Origin of the sequence: Clostridium nigeriense (assembly GCF_050585265.1) — a bacterium.
Lineage (GTDB): Bacteria > Bacillota > Clostridia > Clostridiales > Clostridiaceae > Clostridium > Clostridium nigeriense_B.
This window is the reverse complement of the sequence record NZ_JBNOOE010000002.1, coordinates 239,862-261,085: the sequence shown is the minus strand read 5'-3', so window position 1 is coordinate 261,085 and position 21,224 is coordinate 239,862. Positions and strand designations below refer to the sequence as shown.

General features: G+C 26.7%; 20 protein-coding genes and 3 tRNA genes. 5 read left to right on the top strand and 18 right to left on the bottom strand.

The annotated features are described in order from the left end of the window. The first annotated feature begins 110 nt into the window (after positions 1-110). Positions 111-737, top strand: coding sequence for an ECF transporter S component (locus ACQPVP_RS02905; protein WP_430847057.1), 627 nt, complete (start codon positions 111-113; stop codon positions 735-737). Between the two features lie 234 nt (positions 738-971). Then, entirely contained in the window at positions 972-1,160 is a 189-nt protein-coding gene (locus ACQPVP_RS02900; protein WP_430839603.1) for a small, acid-soluble spore protein, alpha/beta type, read from the top strand. Positions 1,161-1,375: 215 nt separating this feature from the next. Here ACQPVP_RS02900 and ACQPVP_RS02895 read toward each other — a convergent pair whose 3' ends face one another. The 4 genes from ACQPVP_RS02895 to ACQPVP_RS02880 form a co-directional block, all read right to left on the bottom strand. Next, positions 1,376-1,723, bottom strand: a complete 348-nt coding sequence (locus ACQPVP_RS02895) for a class Ib ribonucleoside-diphosphate reductase assembly flavoprotein NrdI (protein ID WP_430847055.1) — start codon at positions 1,721-1,723, stop codon at positions 1,376-1,378. Positions 1,724-1,960: 237 nt separating this feature from the next. Beyond that, a tRNA-Gly gene (locus ACQPVP_RS02890) sits at positions 1,961-2,035 on the bottom strand. 6 nt (positions 2,036-2,041) lie between these two features. Further along, positions 2,042-2,117 (bottom strand) — tRNA-Lys (locus ACQPVP_RS02885). 4 nt (positions 2,118-2,121) lie between these two features. Then, positions 2,122-2,198, bottom strand: a tRNA-Arg gene (locus ACQPVP_RS02880). Positions 2,199-2,365: 167 nt separating this feature from the next. Between ACQPVP_RS02880 and ACQPVP_RS02875 the strand changes: the two genes are divergently transcribed. Then, complete coding sequence (locus ACQPVP_RS02875) at positions 2,366-3,247, top strand: DUF4300 family protein (RefSeq protein WP_430847053.1); 882 nt, start codon at positions 2,366-2,368, stop codon at positions 3,245-3,247. Between the two features lie 111 nt (positions 3,248-3,358). Here ACQPVP_RS02875 and clpB read toward each other — a convergent pair whose 3' ends face one another. Continuing rightward, complete coding sequence (clpB, locus tag ACQPVP_RS02870) at positions 3,359-5,959, bottom strand: ATP-dependent chaperone ClpB (protein WP_430847051.1); 2,601 nt, start codon at positions 5,957-5,959, stop codon at positions 3,359-3,361. A gap of 171 nt (positions 5,960-6,130) precedes the next feature. Here clpB and ACQPVP_RS02865 point away from each other — a divergent pair, with 171 nt between their 5' ends. Next, on the top strand, positions 6,131-8,197 hold the full coding sequence (locus ACQPVP_RS02865) for a helix-turn-helix domain-containing protein (RefSeq protein ID WP_430847312.1): 2,067 nt from the start codon (positions 6,131-6,133) through the stop codon (positions 8,195-8,197). Positions 8,198-8,711: 514 nt separating this feature from the next. Here ACQPVP_RS02865 and ACQPVP_RS02860 read toward each other — a convergent pair. The 11 genes from ACQPVP_RS02860 to ACQPVP_RS02810 all read right to left on the bottom strand — a co-directional run bounded on the left by ACQPVP_RS02860 (position 8,712) and on the right by ACQPVP_RS02810 (position 18,350). Continuing rightward, complete coding sequence (locus ACQPVP_RS02860; protein WP_430847049.1) at positions 8,712-9,968, bottom strand: helix-turn-helix domain-containing protein; 1,257 nt, start codon at positions 9,966-9,968, stop codon at positions 8,712-8,714. An 18-nt stretch (positions 9,969-9,986) separates the two neighbouring features. Then, complete coding sequence (locus ACQPVP_RS02855) at positions 9,987-11,288, bottom strand: helix-turn-helix domain-containing protein (protein ID WP_430847047.1); 1,302 nt, start codon at positions 11,286-11,288, stop codon at positions 9,987-9,989. A 406-nt stretch (positions 11,289-11,694) separates the two neighbouring features. Next, positions 11,695-11,868, bottom strand: coding sequence for a YtxH domain-containing protein (locus tag ACQPVP_RS02850; protein ID WP_430847045.1), 174 nt, complete (start codon positions 11,866-11,868; stop codon positions 11,695-11,697). A gap of 117 nt (positions 11,869-11,985) precedes the next feature. Then, on the bottom strand, positions 11,986-12,462 hold the full coding sequence (locus ACQPVP_RS02845; RefSeq protein ID WP_430847043.1) for a hypothetical protein: 477 nt from the start codon (positions 12,460-12,462) through the stop codon (positions 11,986-11,988). Between the two features lie 128 nt (positions 12,463-12,590). After that, positions 12,591-13,817 (bottom strand): DUF6179 domain-containing protein, encoded by a 1,227-nt coding sequence (locus tag ACQPVP_RS02840; protein ID WP_430847041.1) that lies wholly within the window; start codon positions 13,815-13,817, stop codon positions 12,591-12,593. A gap of 29 nt (positions 13,818-13,846) precedes the next feature. Then, positions 13,847-14,293, bottom strand: a complete 447-nt coding sequence (locus tag ACQPVP_RS02835; protein WP_430847039.1) for a DUF6323 family protein — start codon at positions 14,291-14,293, stop codon at positions 13,847-13,849. Between the two features lie 197 nt (positions 14,294-14,490). Next, positions 14,491-14,649 (bottom strand): hypothetical protein, encoded by a 159-nt coding sequence (locus ACQPVP_RS02830; RefSeq protein ID WP_430847037.1) that lies wholly within the window; start codon positions 14,647-14,649, stop codon positions 14,491-14,493. Between the two features lie 224 nt (positions 14,650-14,873). Next, the gene (locus tag ACQPVP_RS02825; protein ID WP_430847035.1) at positions 14,874-15,791 is read right to left on the bottom strand and encodes a ComEC/Rec2 family competence protein; all 918 of its coding nucleotides are present in this window, start codon (positions 15,789-15,791) and stop codon (positions 14,874-14,876) included. Between the two features lie 196 nt (positions 15,792-15,987). After that, positions 15,988-16,920, bottom strand: a complete 933-nt coding sequence (locus ACQPVP_RS02820; RefSeq protein ID WP_430847033.1) for a viroplasmin family protein — start codon at positions 16,918-16,920, stop codon at positions 15,988-15,990. A gap of 23 nt (positions 16,921-16,943) precedes the next feature. Further along, positions 16,944-17,903 (bottom strand): YkvA family protein, encoded by a 960-nt coding sequence (locus ACQPVP_RS02815; protein ID WP_430847031.1) that lies wholly within the window; start codon positions 17,901-17,903, stop codon positions 16,944-16,946. 24 nt (positions 17,904-17,927) lie between these two features. Next, complete coding sequence (locus ACQPVP_RS02810) at positions 17,928-18,350, bottom strand: hypothetical protein (protein WP_430839588.1); 423 nt, start codon at positions 18,348-18,350, stop codon at positions 17,928-17,930. Between the two features lie 222 nt (positions 18,351-18,572). Here ACQPVP_RS02810 and ACQPVP_RS02805 point away from each other — a divergent pair, with 222 nt between their 5' ends. Continuing rightward, positions 18,573-20,321, top strand: a complete 1,749-nt coding sequence (locus tag ACQPVP_RS02805) for an ATP-dependent metallopeptidase FtsH/Yme1/Tma family protein (protein WP_430847029.1) — start codon at positions 18,573-18,575, stop codon at positions 20,319-20,321. Positions 20,322-20,461: 140 nt separating this feature from the next. Here ACQPVP_RS02805 and ACQPVP_RS02800 read toward each other — a convergent pair whose 3' ends face one another. Both ACQPVP_RS02800 and ACQPVP_RS02795 read right to left on the bottom strand, forming a co-directional pair. After that, positions 20,462-20,641: a hypothetical protein gene (locus ACQPVP_RS02800; RefSeq protein WP_430847027.1), complete on the bottom strand. Its 180-nt coding sequence runs from the start codon at positions 20,639-20,641 to the stop codon at positions 20,462-20,464. Between the two features lie 35 nt (positions 20,642-20,676). Beyond that, positions 20,677-21,207 (bottom strand): helix-turn-helix domain-containing protein, encoded by a 531-nt coding sequence (locus ACQPVP_RS02795; protein WP_430847025.1) that lies wholly within the window; start codon positions 21,205-21,207, stop codon positions 20,677-20,679. Positions 21,208-21,224: the final 17 nt, after the last annotated feature.

Genomic DNA, 21,224 nt, shown 5'->3' with positions numbered 1-21,224 from the left:
TATATGATAAAATTATATTGGTCGGTATTCATTGAAACCGAACTTTGCAAAAATTTATTTTTTGCCGAATTATATCCTTAAAAAAGGAATAAGAACGGAGGAGTTTTATCATGTTAAACGCTAGAGGGGTGGGAAAATCCCATGAAAATGTTAGAAAGATGGTAGTAATATCAATGCTATCAGGTATCTGTTTATTCTTAGGATTAACAGGTCTTGGTTTTATACCTCTACCACTTTTCAAACTAACTATTTTACATTTACCAGTAATTATTGGAGCTATAATTGAAGGACCAGTAGTAGGTGGTTCTATAGGCCTAATATTTGGCTTATTCTCAATTTATCAAAATATTACAGCTCCAACGCCAATGTCCCCATTTTTCTATAATCCATTAGTATCTGTTTTACCAAGAATATTAATCGGGGTTATTTCTTATTATGTATACAAAATAATAAGATCAAAAGTTAAAAACATAAAGGTATCTATTAGTGTTGCTGCAATTTGTGGTTCATTAGTTAATACTATCGGTGTACTTGGCACAATTTATTTAGTTTATTTTAAAGATTATGCTACAGTCCTTATGGAAAGAGGTACTATTTCAACAAATTCGATGAGTGCAGTTACTACAGCTCTATTAACCGTAATTGGTACAAATGGAATTGCTGAAGCTATTTTATCTGCTTTAGTTGTTACACCTATAGTAATTGCTATATTTAAAATGCAAAAGAAAAATATATAAAACATATTTTATTATATAAATTTTAAAAATAAATTAATTTTTAAAACTCCTTCGGGAGTTTTTTTATTTTATTTTTTAATTATTTATTAAAATAGTTTGTACCACTTTTATCCTTTCTGGGAAGATAATTCTCTTAATGTATTTATTTTTATAGTTTAATAAGTTTTTTTTTACATAATATAATAGTACAAAGTAACAAAAAACTTTGTATTAACTTTTAAGGAGGCGCTTATTATGGCAAGCAATAAAACATTAGTACCAGAAGCAAAAAATGGATTATCTAAATTCAAAAATGAAGTAGCTAGTGAAATGGGAGTTCCTTTCACAGACTATAATGGAGATCTTTCTTCAAAACAATGCGGTAGTGTTGGTGGAGAAATGGTTAAAAGAATGGTTCAACAATACGAATCAAAAATTAAATAAATAAGCACAATCATCTAATTTTGTGCTTATTACATAGCTTTGTTACAAGTCATCTAATAATTAATAGATGAACTTCAAAGCTAAAGAAAGGAAATTATAAAATCTTATTTAAAGAATAAAATTTTTATAAATTCCTACAAATAATAAAAAAGCTATGTCTAGGTTATGCCTATACATAGCTTTTCTTTTAAATATAAGATAAATTTTTACTTAGCTTATAGATTTTCAATAGCAGCTTTTACTGCTTCTACATCTTCATCAGTTCCTTGTCCATCAATTTTACGAAGGCAAGTAATTCCATATTCTTTTTCAATTTTATCAGCTGCAAAACAATATGTTTCAGCATGTCTTTCTTTACTACCATTTACAACAACACCACGAACTAAATCTTTGTGTTTATCTAAAAACTCTCTTGTAACTTGTGTAATTTGACCTAATCCTTCATTACGTGTAACAAGAACACATTCTTCATTTAATGCCTCACTAACATTTTGTGTTGGCATTCCTAACTTTTCAGCAAATGCTTTTCCACTACCAAATCTACTATCAAATACTACTAACATATTTTTTCTCTCCTCTTTATGTATTAATTAATTAAATTTATTATATCACATAAAAATCAGAATGTAAGTATTTTTTAATAAAAATTATTAATAGATAATATTTATTAGTAAAACTATTGGTAATATAAAATTAAATAAAAAAGTTATTCATGGGGTAACATCTTTATAATTTCCTGAAAAATAAAAAAATCCGTACAAAAAGATACTAACTTGTATCTATCTTGTACAGATAATATTTGGAGCGAAAGACGGGACTCGAACCCGCAACATTCACCTTGGCAAGGTGACGCTCTACCATTGAGCCACTTCCGCAAAATGTGGTGGCTTACCCGGGAATCGAACCCGGTACACCTTGATTAAAAGTCAAGTGCTCTACCGATTGAGCTAGTAAACCATAATGGTGCGTGTTAAGAGATTCGAACTCCTGGCCCACGCCTTAGAAGGGCGTTGCTCTATCCAGCTGAGCTAAACACGCATTTTTCCCACGAGCAATATAATAACTTATTTTGTCGTAACTTGTCAACCTATTTATTAAATTTATAAAAAAATAAAATTTTAAATTAGTTGTAATAGTTTTGTAACTACAACTTTTAGACTTCTAAACTATAATAGAACTGCAATAAAGTAATGGAGGTAAAAGTTATGAAAAAAAGATTCATTTCATTGGCTTTAACATTAGTTATGGGAAGTATGATGGTAGGCTGTATAGAAAATAAAAATAATTCATTAGATGATACTAATATTTCAAGTCAAAATCAAATTGAAAAAGTTCCTGTAACACTTTCTAATATAGCAAATAAAAATATGGAAGATGAAGTAAAAAATTTACTTATTAATAATGGAGTAAGCGAAGAAAACATAACAACATATATAAAATATATTAATGATTTTAATGAAAGAGTTGAAGATAAGAGTTTATTAAAGGTAGATTTTGTAACTGTTGACTCAATAAATGGATTATATAATTCAATTATTTTAACTCCTAAAACACTAGATGATGGAATTACTATAAGCGAAATAAATTGTAGGTTAGCAGCTTTTGCATTATTTAAAGATTTTGTAACAACAAAAGGTAAAGTAGCTGCAGATAATTATCTAATGTTTGATATTGAAGCTATTGATAGCAATCCTATAGTTGATTTTAGTGAAGAAGATAAAGAAAAGTTTATAAATTTATTTAATCCTGTAGATATAGGCAATGTAAAAGATTCACAAAAAATAATAGAGTTAATTAAAGAAGATTTAAATAAAAGAGAAATTAATATAGAGAATAATGGAAAAGTTTCATTAATAAATCTCTATATGAATGATGAACTTGAAAACAAGATGTTTGTAGGTCATTCAGTAGTAATGATAGAAAATGAAGATGATTTTATTGTTCTTGAAAAGTATTCACCAATATATCCATTTCAAATATCTAAGTTTTCTAGCAAAGAAGATGTAAAAAAATATCTTTTATCAAGAGATGATATTTACGGAAGTGAAATTGATCCTATATTGTTTATTAATAATGAGGAATTCTAAAGTTAACAATAATACTCTAATATATGATTATAGAAAAATATTCCATATTAGTAAATTACACAAAAATAGGGCTATTACACTAATTGGTGTAGTAGCCCTTAATTTATAGTTCTATTCAGATTTAATTACTAATTGATCATCCTCTTCATCTACTATAACACTTGATCCATAACCAATATCGCCCTTTATAATCTTTCTAGCTAAAGTATTTTCTATACTATTTTGAATATATCTCTTTAATGGTCTTGCTCCATATACTGGATCATATCCTTCTCTAGCCATAATTGTCTTTGCTTTATCAGTTACTTCAAGAGTAATATTTTTATCCTTTAATCTTCCTGAAACTTCTTTTAAGAAAATATCTATAATCTTCTTGATTCCATTTTCTGATAGAGGCTTAAACATAATTATATCATCTACTCTATTTAAGAATTCAGGTTTAAATCTTAGTTTCATTTCATTCATAACTTGACTTCTAATACTTTCTTCTACAGTATCTTCACTCTTATTTTCTAAAAGATAGCTACTTCCAATATTTGAAGTCATAATTATAATAGTATTTTTGAAATCTACAGTTTTTCCTTTATTATCAGTTAATCTACCATCATCTAAGATTTGTAAGAATATATTAAATACATCTTCATGTGCTTTTTCTATTTCATCAAATAAAATTACACTGTATGGGTTTCTTCTTACAGCTTCTGTAAGTTGGCCACCTTCATCATAACCTACATATCCTGGAGGCGCTCCAACTAATCTAGATACTGAATGTTTCTCCATATATTCAGACATATCAATTCTTATAATATTTTCTTCAGAATCAAATAAATTTCTAGCTAAAGTCTTAGCAAGTTCTGTTTTACCTACACCTGTTGGTCCTAAGAATATAAATGAACCTATAGGTTTATTAACATCCTTTAATCCTGCTCTTGCTCTAAGAATGGCATTTGAAACAGCAGTTATAGCTTCTTCTTGGCCAATAACTCTCTTTTCCATTTCACTTTCTAATCTTAGAAGTTTTTCTCTTTCACCTTCTAATAGATTACTTACAGGAATACCAGTCCATTTAGAAAGTATTTTTGATACTTCCTCTTCAGTTACTTCTTCCTTTAAAAGTGCTCCATCATAATTTTCTTTAACATCTATTTCTTTTTGTTTAATTTCCTCTTCTAATGCTGGAATTACACTATATTGAATTTCAGCAGCCTTATTATAATTATAGCTTCTTTGAGCAGTTTCTAAGTCTCCTCTAGCATCATCTAATTTAGATTTTAAGTTTCTTAAAGTAACTATTGCATCTTTTTCTTTCTCAAACTTTGCAGTCATTTCATCATTTTTAGCCTTAAGTTCTGCAATATCCTTTTCTAACACAACAAGCTTCTTCTTAGATCCTTCATCTTTTTCCTTTGTTAAGGCTTCTTTTTCAATCTCTAATTGGAATAACCTTCTTCTTATTTTATCAAGTTCTGTTGGAAGAGAATCTATTTCTGTTCTAATCATAGCACCAGCTTCATCAATTAAATCTATTGCCTTATCTGGTAAAAATCTATCTTGTATATATCTATGAGATAATTTTGCAGCTGCAATTAATGCTGAATCATGAATTCTTACACCATGATGTATCTCAAATCTTTCTTTTAATCCTCTAAGAATTGATATAGCATCTTCTACAGTTGGCTCTTCTACTATAACAGGTTGGAATCTTCTTTCTAATGCCTTATCCTTTTCTATATATTGTCTATATTCATCAAAGGTTGTAGCACCAATACAATGTAATTCACCTCTTGCAAGTAATGGCTTAATTAAATTACCTGCATCCATAGCACCATCAGTTTTTCCTGCTCCAACTATAGTGTGAATTTCATCTATAAATAAAATTATTCTTCCTTCACTACTTTGTACTTCTTTTAAAACAGCTTTTAATCTTTCTTCAAATTCACCTCTATATTTAGCTCCTGCAATTAATGCACCCATATCTAAAGAAAATATAACTTTATTTTTTAAACCTTCTGGTACATCTCCTCTGATTATTCTTTCAGCTAAACCTTCTACAATAGCAGTTTTACCTACTCCAGGTTCACCAATTAATACTGGGTTATTTTTAGTCCTTCTTGATAATATTCTAATAGCTCTTCTTATTTCTTCATCTCTACCAATTACAGGATCTAGTTTATGTTTCTTAGCAAGGTCAGTTAAATTAGTACCATACTTACCTAAAGCATCATAAGTACCTTCTGGATCTTGAGTTTCTACTCTTTGATTTCCTCTAACTTCCTTTAAAACTTCCATAAAAGTTTTTTTATTAATATTATACTTATCTAATATTCTCTTAACTTCTCCATTTTTATCTACATCAATTATTGCAAGCATTAAATGCTCAACACTAATATAAGAATCTTCGAATTTTTTAGCTAAATCTTCAGCCTTAACTAATACCTCTTCTATTTGTCTAGTAGCATACACCCCAGAAGAGTTAGCACCTTCACCTAAAACCTTTGGCATATCTCCTAAAACTCTATTTAAATCATCATCTATTGATTTAACATTAACACCCATTTTAGTAAATATATTAGGTATTAAACCATCCTCTTGTTCTACTAGTGCTGTAAATAAGTGTATTAACTCTACTTGTTGGTGATTAAATTTAACTGCAATCATACTAGCATTATTTAATGCTTCTTGAACTCTTAATGTCATTTTATCAATATTCATGTGCTTCACTCCTTTATATACTACTTAATACATTTATTTTAATCTATATTTAAATAATAATACAAAAGTCAAAGAAAGTCAAAGTATATTTTGATTTTTTTATAATTTTCTATTTCATAATAAATAGGATATAATTAGAGTAAATGAAATAATTGAAAAGAGGTGATTTTTATAAGAAGAGAATATGTAAGCTACCCCTCTGATTCTCCTATAAAGATATCTTATGCCAATATAAAAGAATATCCTATACACTGGCATAACTCTATTGAGATACTTTATGTTTTAAGAGGAAGCATAAATGTTAATGTAGATACTGATTCATTCGAAGTATTAGAAAAAGAGATGGAAATTATAAATGTGGATGAAGCTCATAGAATTTATAGTAATGAAGAAAATAAAGTTTTAATTTTTCATATAGATCCTTATTTTTTTGAAAAGTACTATAAGGATATTAATAATATCTTCTTTTATACTAACTCAACAGATGATGGTGCTCAAGAAGGCGAAGAATATGATATCCTCAGAAATTTTCTAGCTAAACTTTTATGCGAAGCTGTTCAAAAGCTTGATGATTATGATAAAGAAATTGAATCTATTTTAGTAGATTTACTATATCATCTTATAAATAATTTTCACTACTTAACTTATGAAAAAGAAGAGTTAAAAGATAAATCTGAGCAATTAGCTAGATATCATAGAATTTCTAAATATATATTTAATAATTATGATAGTAATATTACTTTACAAGAAATTGCAAAGAAAGAATTTTTAAGTCCTCACTATTTATCTCATGAAATTAAGTATGCTACAGGATACAGCTTTACAGACTTGGTTAATTTAACTAGAGTTGAAGAATCTGTCAAACTTTTATTAGATAGTGATTTAAGTATTTCCGATATATCAGATGAAGTTGGGTTTTCACATGTAAGATATTTAAATAAAAATTTTAAAAATTACTATGGTTGCACCCCACTTCAATATAGAAAGAAAAATAAATTAACTGAAAAAGAATATGAAGCTAGTAAAAAAATAGAAACTTTAAATCTTCAAGATGCCTTAGAATATTTATCTTCTGAACTAGATGATTATGAAAGGTTTAATTATGAAAATAAACTTTGGAAGATTCATATAGATATGGATGAAACCCTTGGAGAGTTTAACAATGATTATAGTGAAATTATAAATCTAGATGATGCCTTCGACCTATTGCTAGAAGATAATAAAGACATATTAGAAGAAATACAAGAAGAGCTTCACTTTAAATATGTAAGACTTGAAAATATGTTTAATAATGATATGGGGGTATTCCCAAAAGCTGACTTCTATAACTGGAACAAAGCTAAAAGTGTAATTGAATTTTTAGATTACATAGATTTAAAACCACTTATATTACTGGATAATCCAAATTTCACATTTGAAAAATATAAGCAAGTTTTAATAAGCTTTTTTGAATACTTCTCTGAAATAGAATATATTGATATAACAAAATTTAAATTTCAATTTACCCCTGTTATAAATAAAAAAATAAAGAGTTCTTTATTTAACTTCTTAATAGAAGAATATAACCTAGATGTAATTGAAGAAGACTTTGTCTGTGATAAAAGTTTAAATAAGATTTATGATACAGCTTTTATGCTACCTTTTATAATTCATAATACTATTTTTAACAAAAATTCATTAAATTTCTTAAGAGCCTTTGATGTGTTAGAAAAAGAAATAAGTTTAACTAATGAAGTTTTTATTGGAGCACCAGGATTAGTTAATGATATGGGAATTAGAAAGCCTTCATACTACGCTTATTATTTGCTAAGTAAGCTAGGTGACGAAATAGTTAAAATAGACAATGGACTTATAGTAACTAAAAAAGAAGATGAATATTGTATACTACTTTATTCTTATAATGATGAATTAGAAGAAATGCAAAAATTTGAAGATATCTTTACAAAACGTGGTAAGAGAAAAATATCTAAGAAAAAAATATCCTTAAATATAGAAAACATAAAAAAAACATCTAGAATTATAACTTATGAAATTAGCGAAAGAATTGGGTCTTCTTATAACTATTGGCTATCTATGGGATCGCCAGATAGGCTAAATAAAGAAGAAAAAGAAATCTTACATAAGGCTTCTTTCCCTAAGATAGAATTTAAATACTCAAAGAAAAATACTATTTTGAATATAATTACTGAACTTAAAGGCTATCATGCTAAACTAATTTTGATTAAAAACACTAAGTAATAATAAAATTAATAGAAATACTTCAATTCTAAAGGAATAAAATTATAAAAAGTACAAAGGAACTAAATTTTATGGTTTCTTTGTACTTTTCCAATTTATTTGGAATTTTGTTAATAACTTAAATGTACTTAAAAGTACACATTTAAGTCAATGCATTATAAATCAGTTCTAAGTATAATTTAAGTATAAGTATGAACGGAAAAAATTTAGAAAGGATTGATTTTTAATGAGAGGCTTATTTTTTGTACCTAGCGTATTCTCTAAATATTCATTATTAAGTATATTATCATCATTTTTCCATCCTATTAGAAAATAGTAATTTTATTTTAAGAATAACAGATTAATTTAATGATAACTCATTCTTTGTAAATATATTTGGATAATTGTAAGGAATAAAACTTCATAATTCTGAGGAATGAAGTTTTATTCCTTTAACTTGTAGAATTAAATATGTTATGTTATAGCGACTTGGAGCTTGCCACGGAGCAAATAACATAACATATTTAATTCTTTTTTATTTTTCTAATTTTATAGCTAAGGTGAAATACTTTAAAGAATCTTTGACTTCTCCTAGCTTATAATACATTTCGCCCATGTCTAAATAACGTTCACGTCTCTTCTCTCTATTAGCAAATTTAAATAAAGAATCTAGTGATAGGTTCATATACATCTCTGCTTGGATATACATCCCCTTTTTTTGAAGTATCATTCCTTTTAAATAGTATGACTCTTCAATGAGAACTATATCTTTTGAGTTAATTGCAGAATTTAAAGCCTTATCAGTAATTTCATAAGCAATATCATATTCATTATTTTCATATAAAGTTCTTATACATGAATTCAAGAATCTAACATACTTTGCTTCATCTTCTGTAGGGAATATCTCTATCCCCTCTTTAATTTCTTCAATAGCCTTTTCTCTATTTCCTACATAAAAGTAGCTTTTACTATTTTTCCCTTTTGATATAGCTAACATAGTAGGATTGGACTTCTTATGTTCATATGCTAAGTTTAAATACTTTTCTGCATCTTCTTTCTTAAGCTTAATACATACTGTTGCAAAGCAATGATATATATCACCCTTTTCTAAAGAATCACTAATGTGATCAATATATTTCAAAGCCTCTTTTAATGTCTTATAAGTTTCTTCTAGTAAACCCATCTTTTCATAAGATTTTCCTTCTCTATAGCAAATATATGCATAGTTAGATTTACTAAAGCTTTTTTCACTTTTTAATAAATTTCTAGCCCTATCGTAATAATTTATTGCTTCATTAAGGTCCTTAATACTGTAGAAGAATGTAGCCATATCTATATAATAAGTTATTGTATTATCAAAAGTATTATTTTTTTGGTATAAATCATAATATTGAGATATTATTAATTGTATATTTTCCACCTTATTTTTCTTTACATAATAACTAAAAAGTTTATGTATAAGTTCAAAAGCTAAGTCATTATATGAATATTCTAAGGCATAAGTTAAATTATGATCAATAACCTTATCCATTTCTTCATCTGGAACTAGGTCTTTATTTATTAATTCAAGGTTAGTAATAATTTGTTCTTTTACATCCCTAACTAAATACTCATAATCAAGGTCAAGTTTATCAGCAATATATTCTAAAATTTCTTTATCCGCCTTAATTTTTCCATTTTCAATACAGCTCATTTTGGAAATTGAAACTTTTTTTCCACATAATTCTTTTAAAGTTATCCCTTGATATACCCTTGCCCTTTTAATTTTTTCACCAGTTGATAATATTTCCATTTAATACCCCCGATTGAATTAATTTTTAAGAATTCCTATTTTCCTAAAAATATTAACTCCTTCATCTAAATATTTAGCTGCTTCAGCATCCCTTTTATTATCTATATAAAACTTTCCAAGCATTATGGATAATTTCCCCAATTGTTTTTGTAAATCGTTAGCTTTAGCTAAGTTATATGTATCTAATAGAACATATTCTGCTTCCCTTGAAAGTTCTTTTATTGTATAAATTCTGTACCATAATAAGTTTAACTCTATTAAACTTTCTATATCGCCTTCATCTAAATAACTATTTATTTCTCCTAATAATTCTTCACATTTTGAAATATCTTTTAATTTAATATAATTTTCGCAAATATTAATTAGCGTTTCTACTATCTTAGAATCTTTTCTTCTTACTCTAATTTCTTTAGATATTTCATAATGTTTAAAAGATTCTTCTATGTTTTCAAATTCATAGAATAGTTTTCCTAGGTTATTCTCTATTTCAGAAATATTATTTAACTCATCTAACTCTTTATATACTTCTAGAGTCTTTTGTGAATACTTTATTGCATTTGATAAATCACCTTTTTTATTATATTCTTCTGATAATAGTAAAAGTGTTTTAGCGTATTCCTCTCTATTATTAACTTGCTCAAATTTACTTTTTGCTAAAAATGAATAATCTATGGCTTTAGCAATATTTTCAATTTTAAAATAAGATTCTGCCATATAATAATAAATTTCTCCAAGTAAAAAATCATTTCCTATATTATTATCTAGGTAGACCTTTTCAGCTTGTCTTAAGTAACTACTAGATGAGTGATATGCTTTTAAATTTAATGTTATTTTCCCTAGGTTTAGAAAAGTTTTTATTATCTCTTCGTAATTATTATTTTTAATAAATATTACATTTGAAGATAAGAAAAATTGTTGTGCTAAAGTTAGCTCTCCTTTAGCCATATAAGCTTGTGCTCTTAAATAAATAATCTTTGCTTTTCTATATTCTAGATTATATTTTTCAACATAATATAAAGCATTCTCTATGTATTTTTCTCCAGTGATGTAATCTCCAGATAATATATAAGATTCTGCAATTTGCTCATAATATACGCTTATCTTTTCAGCCTGAGTTTCTTCAGATTCCATTAAATATTCAACTGAAGTTTGTAATGCAACTGCTAAATATTCAAGCAAATCCATCGAAGGATTAGATCTTCCCGATTCAACTAAACTAATTTGACCTGGAGTTATTCTATCTCCTGCCAAATCTTTAAGAGTCATCTCTAATTCTTTTCTTCTTCTCTTTATTTTTTCCCCTAATGCAAGAATTTCCATCAAACACTCTTCCTTTTCATTACTGCTTATTAATACTAAATGTATCTGCCACCATATTTTTTTGATTTTTTTCGTCAAAATATAATTTAAAATACAAAATTAATTTTTTCTTTTTTATTATTATATCATTAAATACATAAAAATTACTAGATAATTTCAAAAATCTGCTATAAAATTTGTAGATTTTATAATATAATTTTATATTTATACAAATTAACCACTACTATAAAACTAAAATAATAGAAATAACTGTCATACAATGTAAAATTAATACGTTATAACTGAAGTAGTGAAATTATAAAATATTATTCAAAGGATACCATCCTTATATTTTTCCAAAAATAAAAAACTCCCTTAGGAGTTTTTTAAATCGCAACAAATTTTAGTTATTCCTTTAATACACTTTTTACTTCATATATCCCATTATCATATCACAGGTATCTTCAGCCATATTCATAGCCCTTCTTCCAACTCTTTTTATATTTCTTTGAGTTCTTCTATCTAACTGTGGTAATACAACAGCACTTACTGCCATACCTATTACTGCACCTGCTGCCATACCTTTTATCATCCTTAACATTTATCATCACCTCATAAACTTATTTCTAATTTTATTATTTGTAATTTTTCTTCTTATATTCATAAGATAAGGATAATAAATTTTTTGCCTCGCAAAATATAATATTTAAACTTAATTTTAGATTACATTAAGTTTAATAACATAACTTACAAAATGAGTAGATTCAGGTGTTGAATCCCATATGACTTTTACAGAATAAACATATTCACCTTTTTCATTAGGAACTTTAATGGAATTATTATCAATATCTATTTTAATTTCTTTTCTATCTGCTCCTAAACCATCTACTTCAATTGCATATATTTCAGAAATATTTTTATCATATTCAATTTTAAAATTTATTACATCATTAGGTTGTACATTAATATAATCCATATCCTCTGCAATTTCTAACTCTGGTGCACTTATTAAACTATTACCTAATCCTTGTCCTGTACTATCTATTTCTGACCATGTTACTTCATTTACCTCTGTTTCAAAATATTCACCATTATACTCTATTGTCATTGTTGGATAATTCTTAGGATAATTTGATGTCGAACATCCACTTAGAAATAATAAACAAATTGATATAGTTAGAAATATTTTTCTCAATAATATCATTCCTTTCATACAACAATTTCATCTAATCTATAAATTGGAATTAATCCGAGTGATATAAATAGATTATTCTCAACCTTTAGTATTATACAAATTTTAACATCTAAGTAATTCTATACAAACTAACAAATCTGGATAAATTTATTTTCCCATCCTGTATTTGAAATATTACCATTTAATTTATTATTCAAATAATATTTCAATGCTTCTATCTCATCTTTACTAAAATTATTAACTAATTCCTCTATTTCATCTTCCCAAATACAATTATTTAAAATTTCTACTAAATCATCTAAACTTTTAACTTCCTTATGAATAACTGCAATTTTATCCTTAGTAAATCTACAAACTCTTATTTCATCTATTAATTTCCTTAAGCTTTCATCATCCATAGTTTCATTAGCTAGAAAAATATCTTCCATTTCATTTTCCTCTATTTTATAGCTTAAAAATATATTTTCTAAATTATTATTTTTAGTACCTTCTTCAATTCTAACAAGTAAATTTAAAGCTGTCATTTTCACATAATTATTTTCATAATCACTTACTATTTTTAATTTATTACATATATTATTAGCTGCTTTTATAATATCTTCCTCTATTTCTTCTTTAGTCATTTTTTTGAAAGTATATAGTAATATTTCTCTTTCATAACTTTTCATTTCTAATTCAAATATATCTGCCTCTACCAACTCTAAACCAATAACATTAGTAAGTACTGGCTCAAATATATTTATTAATAATTCTTTATAATCTCTGCAATAGCTTTTTAAAATTTTTATTATTTTTTCTTTCTCAAAGTTATTACAAAATTTATTTTCAAATAATAATCGTGTAAGATATTCATTAATGAAATCTATTCCTTTCAAATCTTCATCTACAGGATTTGAGAGTTGATAATCTATACTACACGGTACTTCATGAGCCCAAAATCTATAATCGTAACCTTTGATACCTTTTTCAATTCCAGCAACAGTATCCTTATATGATATATTTTCTATGCCAGTTGATGTTTTTATTACCTCTTTTAGCAAATCCTTACCCGTTGTTATATCATTTTCTATTGTTAGCCAGGAGTCCTTCCATGCACCTTCTAGACATTCACATTGAAATAGGTCTACATTCGATTTTAGATTTTTCATTTCTTTCTTTAATAAAAATGTAATAGACTTTAAAAGTTCTTCAGCAATTTCAACTGGAACTGATGAACTATCTCCCATGGTATATCTTTCTGTAACTTTTCCTAATAAAGTCCAAAGCTTTATTTTAATTATTTCTTTATCTTCATTGCTTATATTAGCTAGGTTTGAATCTTTTAAAAGCTCTAAATAAAAATTATTATCCGCCATAGTATCTCCTTTTATATCCATAAGTTATTTTATCTTTCTCCATTTAATCCATATCTAGTATTACGACATAACTCCTCAAGATTTGTTCCACTTAAATATTCTATCGATCCCTGACATTCTCCATTGAAGCATATCTTCATAAATTCTATTAACTCATCATCTGCTATTTGCTCCATAGCTTCTCCCTTAAAAAAATAAAAAATTTCCTGTAGTTCTTCTAATGTTTCTTCATAGGTTTCTTGAATGATGTATGGAGAATCACAAAATGCTTCTATTAGCTCTTTTAAAATTCCATCTCCGAATTCTACTCTTCCAGTATTCTTCAAACTTTCAAACCTTTTATTAATTAAACTTTCAATTTGGGTGTCTGACAATGTAACTCCATATTTCATTGTCATCTCATTGCATTTTTTTATTTCCATTGCTAATTGTTTTTTCTTCATATTTTGGATAGTTAAAGAAAAATTTTCACTCATTACTATCACCTCTAATACAGTTTACTGCTATTTCCATATTAGTACTAGACTTGAATTTTCTTCTATTTTATGGTATTATAAGAGTATAGAAGAAAGTGCTATAAAACTTGAAATATCAAGCTTTACAGCACTTTTTATAATTTATAAATAATTCCTTATTTTTTAAATCTTCTTTCATAAAATCTCACCGACAAATTCTAATTGGTTTTTTTAATGTTTGCTCCAAGCACTAAACCTAATAGAAACCCTAAAACCATTCCTAATCCTGAACTATCAAATAAAAGTTCTCCGATTCCTCCGCCCATTAAGAATCCTAAAATACTTCCAATTCCAGAATAATTATTCTTAATTTCCATATCCCTATACCTCTCTATATAAATATTTTACAAATGATATTAATACTCTTCTATAAATCCCTATTTATCAAGTATTTTATTAAACAGCTACCTCACATAATAATATAAACGAAAGTCAATTATAATATATTTTGTAAATTTCTTGCTGTTCAATTTTCTAAAAAACATTTTTTATAACTAGTTCTCAATATATTAAAATTTTTACCTATTTGATTTTTATATACTTATTGTTCTATAGTCAGTCTCTTTCCATCACTTATAACTACAATAGTTCCCTCTCTTGTAAGCAAGACATTTGTACCTATTCCTTTTAATAATTCAACTGTCTCTTTATCCTCCTTCTCTTCTTCTGATGAAGTGATAACTGCATATTCAGGTTGTATTAGATTTACGAATTCCGGAAGGCATTCCATATAACGTCCATGATAAGGTACTTTTAGTAATTGATATTTAAAGTTACTCTCCTGTTTCGTAATAAATTCTTCAATTCTAAGATTATTTGCATCTCCAGTAAATAACATTCTATTTTCCCCATGTTCTACCGATATAATTAATGAACTATTATTACTTTCCTTTTCGGAATAAGTTGAAGCAATATGAGGATATACTTTGTATGTTACATTATCCAAAGTAAAACTAATCTCATTTTCTAGAATCTGAGCCGTAATCCCTGCCTCATCACATGCTTCTAGATAATCATCTACCTCATCACTATCCTTAAAATAATCCGAAGTAATAATATTATTTACTTTAAGTTTTTTTATAACCCTTGCTGCACCTCCAACATGATCTTTATCAAAATGCGTCAGAATCAAATAATCTATAGTATCAATTCCTTGACTCTTTATTAATTGTACTAGTTCCTTCCCCCCACTCTTAAGCCCTGTATCAATTAAAACAGTACTATTATTTGTATGTAGTACTATTGCATCAGCCTTTCCTGCATCTAGAAATGTCACAGATAAGCTTTCTTCCTCTAAAAATGAATTCTGACTATTACTATTGGAATCTGACTTACCAGAATATAAACTTTTTAGATTATTACATAATATCAAAGCAATAAATAAAATAATTACAAATATTATAATTCCTAAGAATATCCTCGTTTCATATAGCTTTCCAAGTTGAGTTATTTTCTTCATGTTTTTTCTCCTTTAACCATATTATTCTATGCATAATTAACATGAAATAATAATTTTTTCATATCATTTACTATTCTTTAAACTATCTTTATCTATTTTTGATATACATTATTTATAATTTTCATAAAATATTTCTTATTTTTCATTTTTCGATGCAAAATACTTGATAAAGTAAAAAAGATTGCAACGCAATCTTTTATTTTTCCTTCTTATATAAGTATTCAGCATAATTTACTACATCTTTTTGCTTTTCTAAAGGAAGTTTATTTAATACATTCTTCAATCTTTCAAAGATTTCTTTGCTTTCATTAATCTCATTATCTATAGCTACTTCTTCTTTAGAAATATTTATATTAGTGTAATCTTCATCCTTTTTAATACTAATAATGTTATTTTCTCTTCCCATAGCAAGGGACTTTAATTGATTTTTAACTAAGTCATTAGTAACATAAATTTTATTATTTCCAAGATACTTATAAACTTCATTATTAGAAGCAATAGATAAAGCCTCTTTACACTTTTCATCTGCTATTTCGTTATATAAATCTCCAGTATGACTATCAACTTTAACAAAGATAACTTCTATTCCTTTATCCATAAAACTTCTCATCTTATTATAATAATCAATAGATGATTGTTCTTTTCTTTCCCAAAATCCCGTTGCATGATGTGCAATTCCAGCATAATCATGGAAGATTACAACCTTTTTCTCATTTTCTCTTAATGCGTATTCAACACCTTTAACCGTCGCCTCTAATTCTCCAGCAATTTGTCTTATACTTTTATTAGAGTTATCTTCACTTTTACCATTTTCAATATATTCTACTATATTATTTTTCACAGCTACTAAGGCATAAGCATATTTTTCTGTAGTTATATTGTAGCTTCCATCAACATAGATATGTAAGCAATCCATAGGATAACTATCTTTGCCCTTCTTTAGCATGCCATCACCATCTGATAAAAACTTTTTAGCCTCATTTATATCTTCAAAGCTTTTATACTTAGCACCCTTAACACCTTTTATATACTTTTGACACTCTGCCCAAGTATCTACTATTAAATTCTCTACTTTTTCATTAGTATCAAAATTAAATCCTTCTTTAATTGCATAAACCTTTTTAGCCATGCTTACTACTCCTTCATTTAATTTTATAATGATATAATTTCTTCAACAAAGTTATAAACCTTCTCTACATTTTTAGCACCTGTAAAGTTTACTACATATTCAATTATATTTTTAATAACTAAAACTATATCATTCTTACCTTCCCAGTTTTCCAATATTATATTAATTGATACATCATCTATTATTCTTTCTAGTGCAAAAAATGCTACTGCTATTTCATCTATTTTTCCTATAAAAGGAATATTATCTGGTATTATATCCGTTGGAAAAGCAATATATGCAATGGCTCCTGAAATTATTAATTTTGTCTTTAATGAAACTCTCTTATCCTTTAGTAATCTATATAATAATGCAGCCATATCAGGAATTATAAACAGATAGTCACTATAAGTTTTTACCTTTGATGGTAATTTTTCTTCTACATAACCTCTACCAAGGCTATAATAATCTTTAACTTTTTCTATATTTTCATCTATTTTTTCTTCCTCTTCTTCTTTTTCCTCTTCTTCTTCAGGTACCTCTTTAATTAATGTCCCTTGTAGTGAAACATTAATATTAGATAAATCTACATTTAAAAGTCCCTTTCTTAAATGTAAATCTGATATATTTAAATCCACATATGGAACATCTTTTAATAAAGATTTTATATTTATTACTACTTTTCCTTCTTTATATGTTATTCCTTTTTCTTCTAATGACTTTAAAGCAAACTTTAATGCAGCCTTTCTAAGTATAGAAAATATTTTTATTTTAGCTATCTTAAAAGAAGAAACCTCGCCATGTATTATTCCATTTTCTACTCTACTAAGCTTTACTCCAGCAATAAAGTTTATAGTAAAACCTTTAGAAAAACTTCCATATAGCTTTATTTCCTCATCAATTTCAACTCTTTCTAAGGCTAATCCATCAATTTTCACAAAATCATTTAATATACTTAACAAATCTTCTCCAGTTAAAGAAACTTTAACACCCGAAATATTCATACTTACCTCCTATTAATAAGTTAATTATGCATTTAGATAAATTTCCAAATCTGTTCCAATTATATAAAGTAACTTGTCCTTTATATAAACATCTTTAATATCTGAACTATACTTTTCTAAATTAATAATTATATCATTTCCTTTTATTCTAATATAATCATCGCCTAAAATTTTAACTAAAGTCTTTAATATTACTACACTAGCTCCTTTTAATATTCCAAACTTAGATATATTTAGATCTCTAGTTTCTAGCATTATTTTATTATCACAAACCCTCTTAATATAAACAATGCCACTAAAATTGCTATTCATTTTAGTAAAAATCTTTCCTGAAAAAACTATTCCTTTATTTATTTCTATATGGGTTACTTCTATCCCTTTTTCTTTTCCTTTTAAGTTAATTATTTCAGTAATATCTTTTGATGATAATACAGTTGAATTAAGCACTTTTATTATCTCTCCTTATATATTACTCAATAAATCTATTAGTCTAATCAGTCAACTATTTATCTTAAAGTATACTCTATTTAGATATCTTTTAAAAGATATCTTTTGAATTTTACATATATACCAACACTTACATTGGAAAAATATATGTATTTAATTAGACTAAATATTTATAAATGTTAAAATATTTATGATAATTAATCTTCTATTTAGGAGGTAATGATGAACAAACTAAAGAAAAATATAATTTGGATTCCAATAGCAACTGCTATTATTTCAACATTAGTTTTAGTATATTTAAATTTTGGGCAAAAGGCTAACTACAATAAACAATATTCATTATTTTTACAAGATATAACTGATAATAATATTTCTAAGGTCATATTTAATAATGATGCAAATTTAACTGTATTTTTAAAGGATGGAAGTAAATATTCTACTAGTAACCCTAATAGTCCTACTTTAAAGGAAGATTTATTAAAAAATAATATAGAAATTTTAGATGAAAAAGTAAGTAGTCCCTCTAAAACTATAGCTTCAATAATACTTTTAACATCTATAACTTCAATTGTTTTTATATCACTAAATAAGAAAAGTCTTGGTAGTTCAAAAATTTCTAATTTAGATGTTAAGGACTTTTCTGTAGACGAAAATGCATTAAACTTCAATTCTGTTGCTGGTAATGAAGAAGCTAAAGAAAGCCTTATGGATGTTGTTGATTTTCTTAAAAACCCTGATAAATATAAAGAGTATGGTGCTAGAATGCCAAAGGGAGTAATTCTTTATGGTTCTCCAGGTACTGGTAAGACTTTGCTTGCCAAAGCAGTTGCAGGCGAAGCTAAGGTTCCATTTTATGCATTAAGTGGATCAGACTTTGTACAAGTATATGTAGGGGTTGGAGCCGCTAGGATTAGAAATTTATTTAAGAAAGCGAAGGCTCATGGAAAAGCTGTTATTTTTATAGACGAAATAGATGCCATAGGAAAGAAAAGAGGCGGTTCTAATGCATCTAGTGGAAATGATGAAAGAGATCAAACATTAAATGCTCTTTTAACTGAAATGTCAGGCTTCGGAGAAAAAGAAGGTATAGTTGTTATTGCTGCAACTAATAGATTAGATACTTTAGATTCTGCACTATTAAGACCAGGTAGATTTGATAGGCATATTGAAGTTTCTCTTCCTGACCTAGCAGCAAGAGAAAAGATAATATCCCTTCATTTAAAAAATAAACCTCATAATGAAATAAATATAAAAGATATAGCTAGAAAAACTGCCTATTTTTCAGGTGCTAAATTAGAAAGTTTAATTAATGAAGCTGCTATAATAGCTGCTAAAGAAAATTCATTATCATTAAATGAAGGACACATAAATAAAGCTTTTTCAATTGTTCTTGCAGGATATGAAAAAAAAGAAAGAAGTCATTATCTAGAAGAAGATAGACTATTAACATCATATCACGAAGCTGGACATGCTCTTCTTTCATTAATAAAGACACCTGAAGATACAGTTTCAAAAATCACAATTATTCCAACTACTAAAGGCGCTGGAGGTTATACACTAACTATACCTAAAGATAGTTCATACCAAAGATTAGATTATCTAAAGAATAGAATTATGGTTCTTTTAGGAGGTAGAGCAGCTGAGGAATTAATTTTTGGTAAAGATAAGATTTCAACAGGGGCTGAAGGAGATTTAAGTAAAACAACAGAAATAGCTCTGTCTATGATTTCAGAATATGGTATGGGAAATACCCTTGGCCTATTAAAACTATCAAGTTTAGGCCAGCTTTCAAATAGTTATGGAAATCCTGTTGTTGAAGAATGTAGAGAATTAATTAATTCCTTATATAAAGAAACAATAACTATCCTAATTGAAAACAGAAAAATCTTAGATAAAATAGCCAATGAATTATTAGATAAAGAAACTCTAGATAAAGAAGAGATATATACAATTTATAATCTTTTTAAATAAAAAATATAGTGTTTAATAATATTAGGGCTGTATCTGAATGAATGATTTAAATTTAATATGCTCCCTTTTATAAGTAGACAAGTGAAATAATAAAACTTGTTTATCTAGAAGGGAGCATTTTTATTTATTACTATTTAATTTTAATTAAATATCAGTGGCACAAAGATTAAATATGCACTTATTACTGCCATAAATTTATACGGTTTTGCTTCCTTATCTGATTTTTTTATTGAGTTAATCAATCCAATAGTAAATGTTAAAGGTGTAATAAACATTGTAAATTCACCTATTCCAGCAATGCTTTTTAAAATATTGTACATATAATACCCCTCTCATTTTTCTCTTTAATTCTTCTTTAATAATCTAGTTGTTTTAATCTTATAATTACCTTTTCTTCTGAAGCATCTTCTAATTTATAAGATATTATTTTTCTTTCAATATCTTTAGTAACCTTATCTGAATTACTAAAAAGATCCCTTGCCGCATTTATAGCATAAGCAAGTACTGTAGCTGCACCTGCACTACCTAGTTCAAAACCCATACTTTCTGTTTCTGATAATTGGCTTTTCATTAATTTATATACTTCTTTACAATATGCTCCTTTAATTGTAATTCTATCATACTTATACTCTAAAGCTGTTAATAATTCAGTTGGATTATATGCTTCAAAAGCTGGATTTTCCCTTTCAAGATCTAATAATTCATCTAATACAGTTCCTGGAGTTTTTTCTAATATTTCTGCTAAAGCCATTATCACCTTATTCGAATACTTTTCTATTTTTTTATTAGTATGATTCGATAATAATTGCTGACTTATTCCAGTTTTCTTATAAACATCATATCTTTTTAAATTATTCCTTTGTAAATATAAATCCAAATAATTCATTTTAACACCCTCTTTTT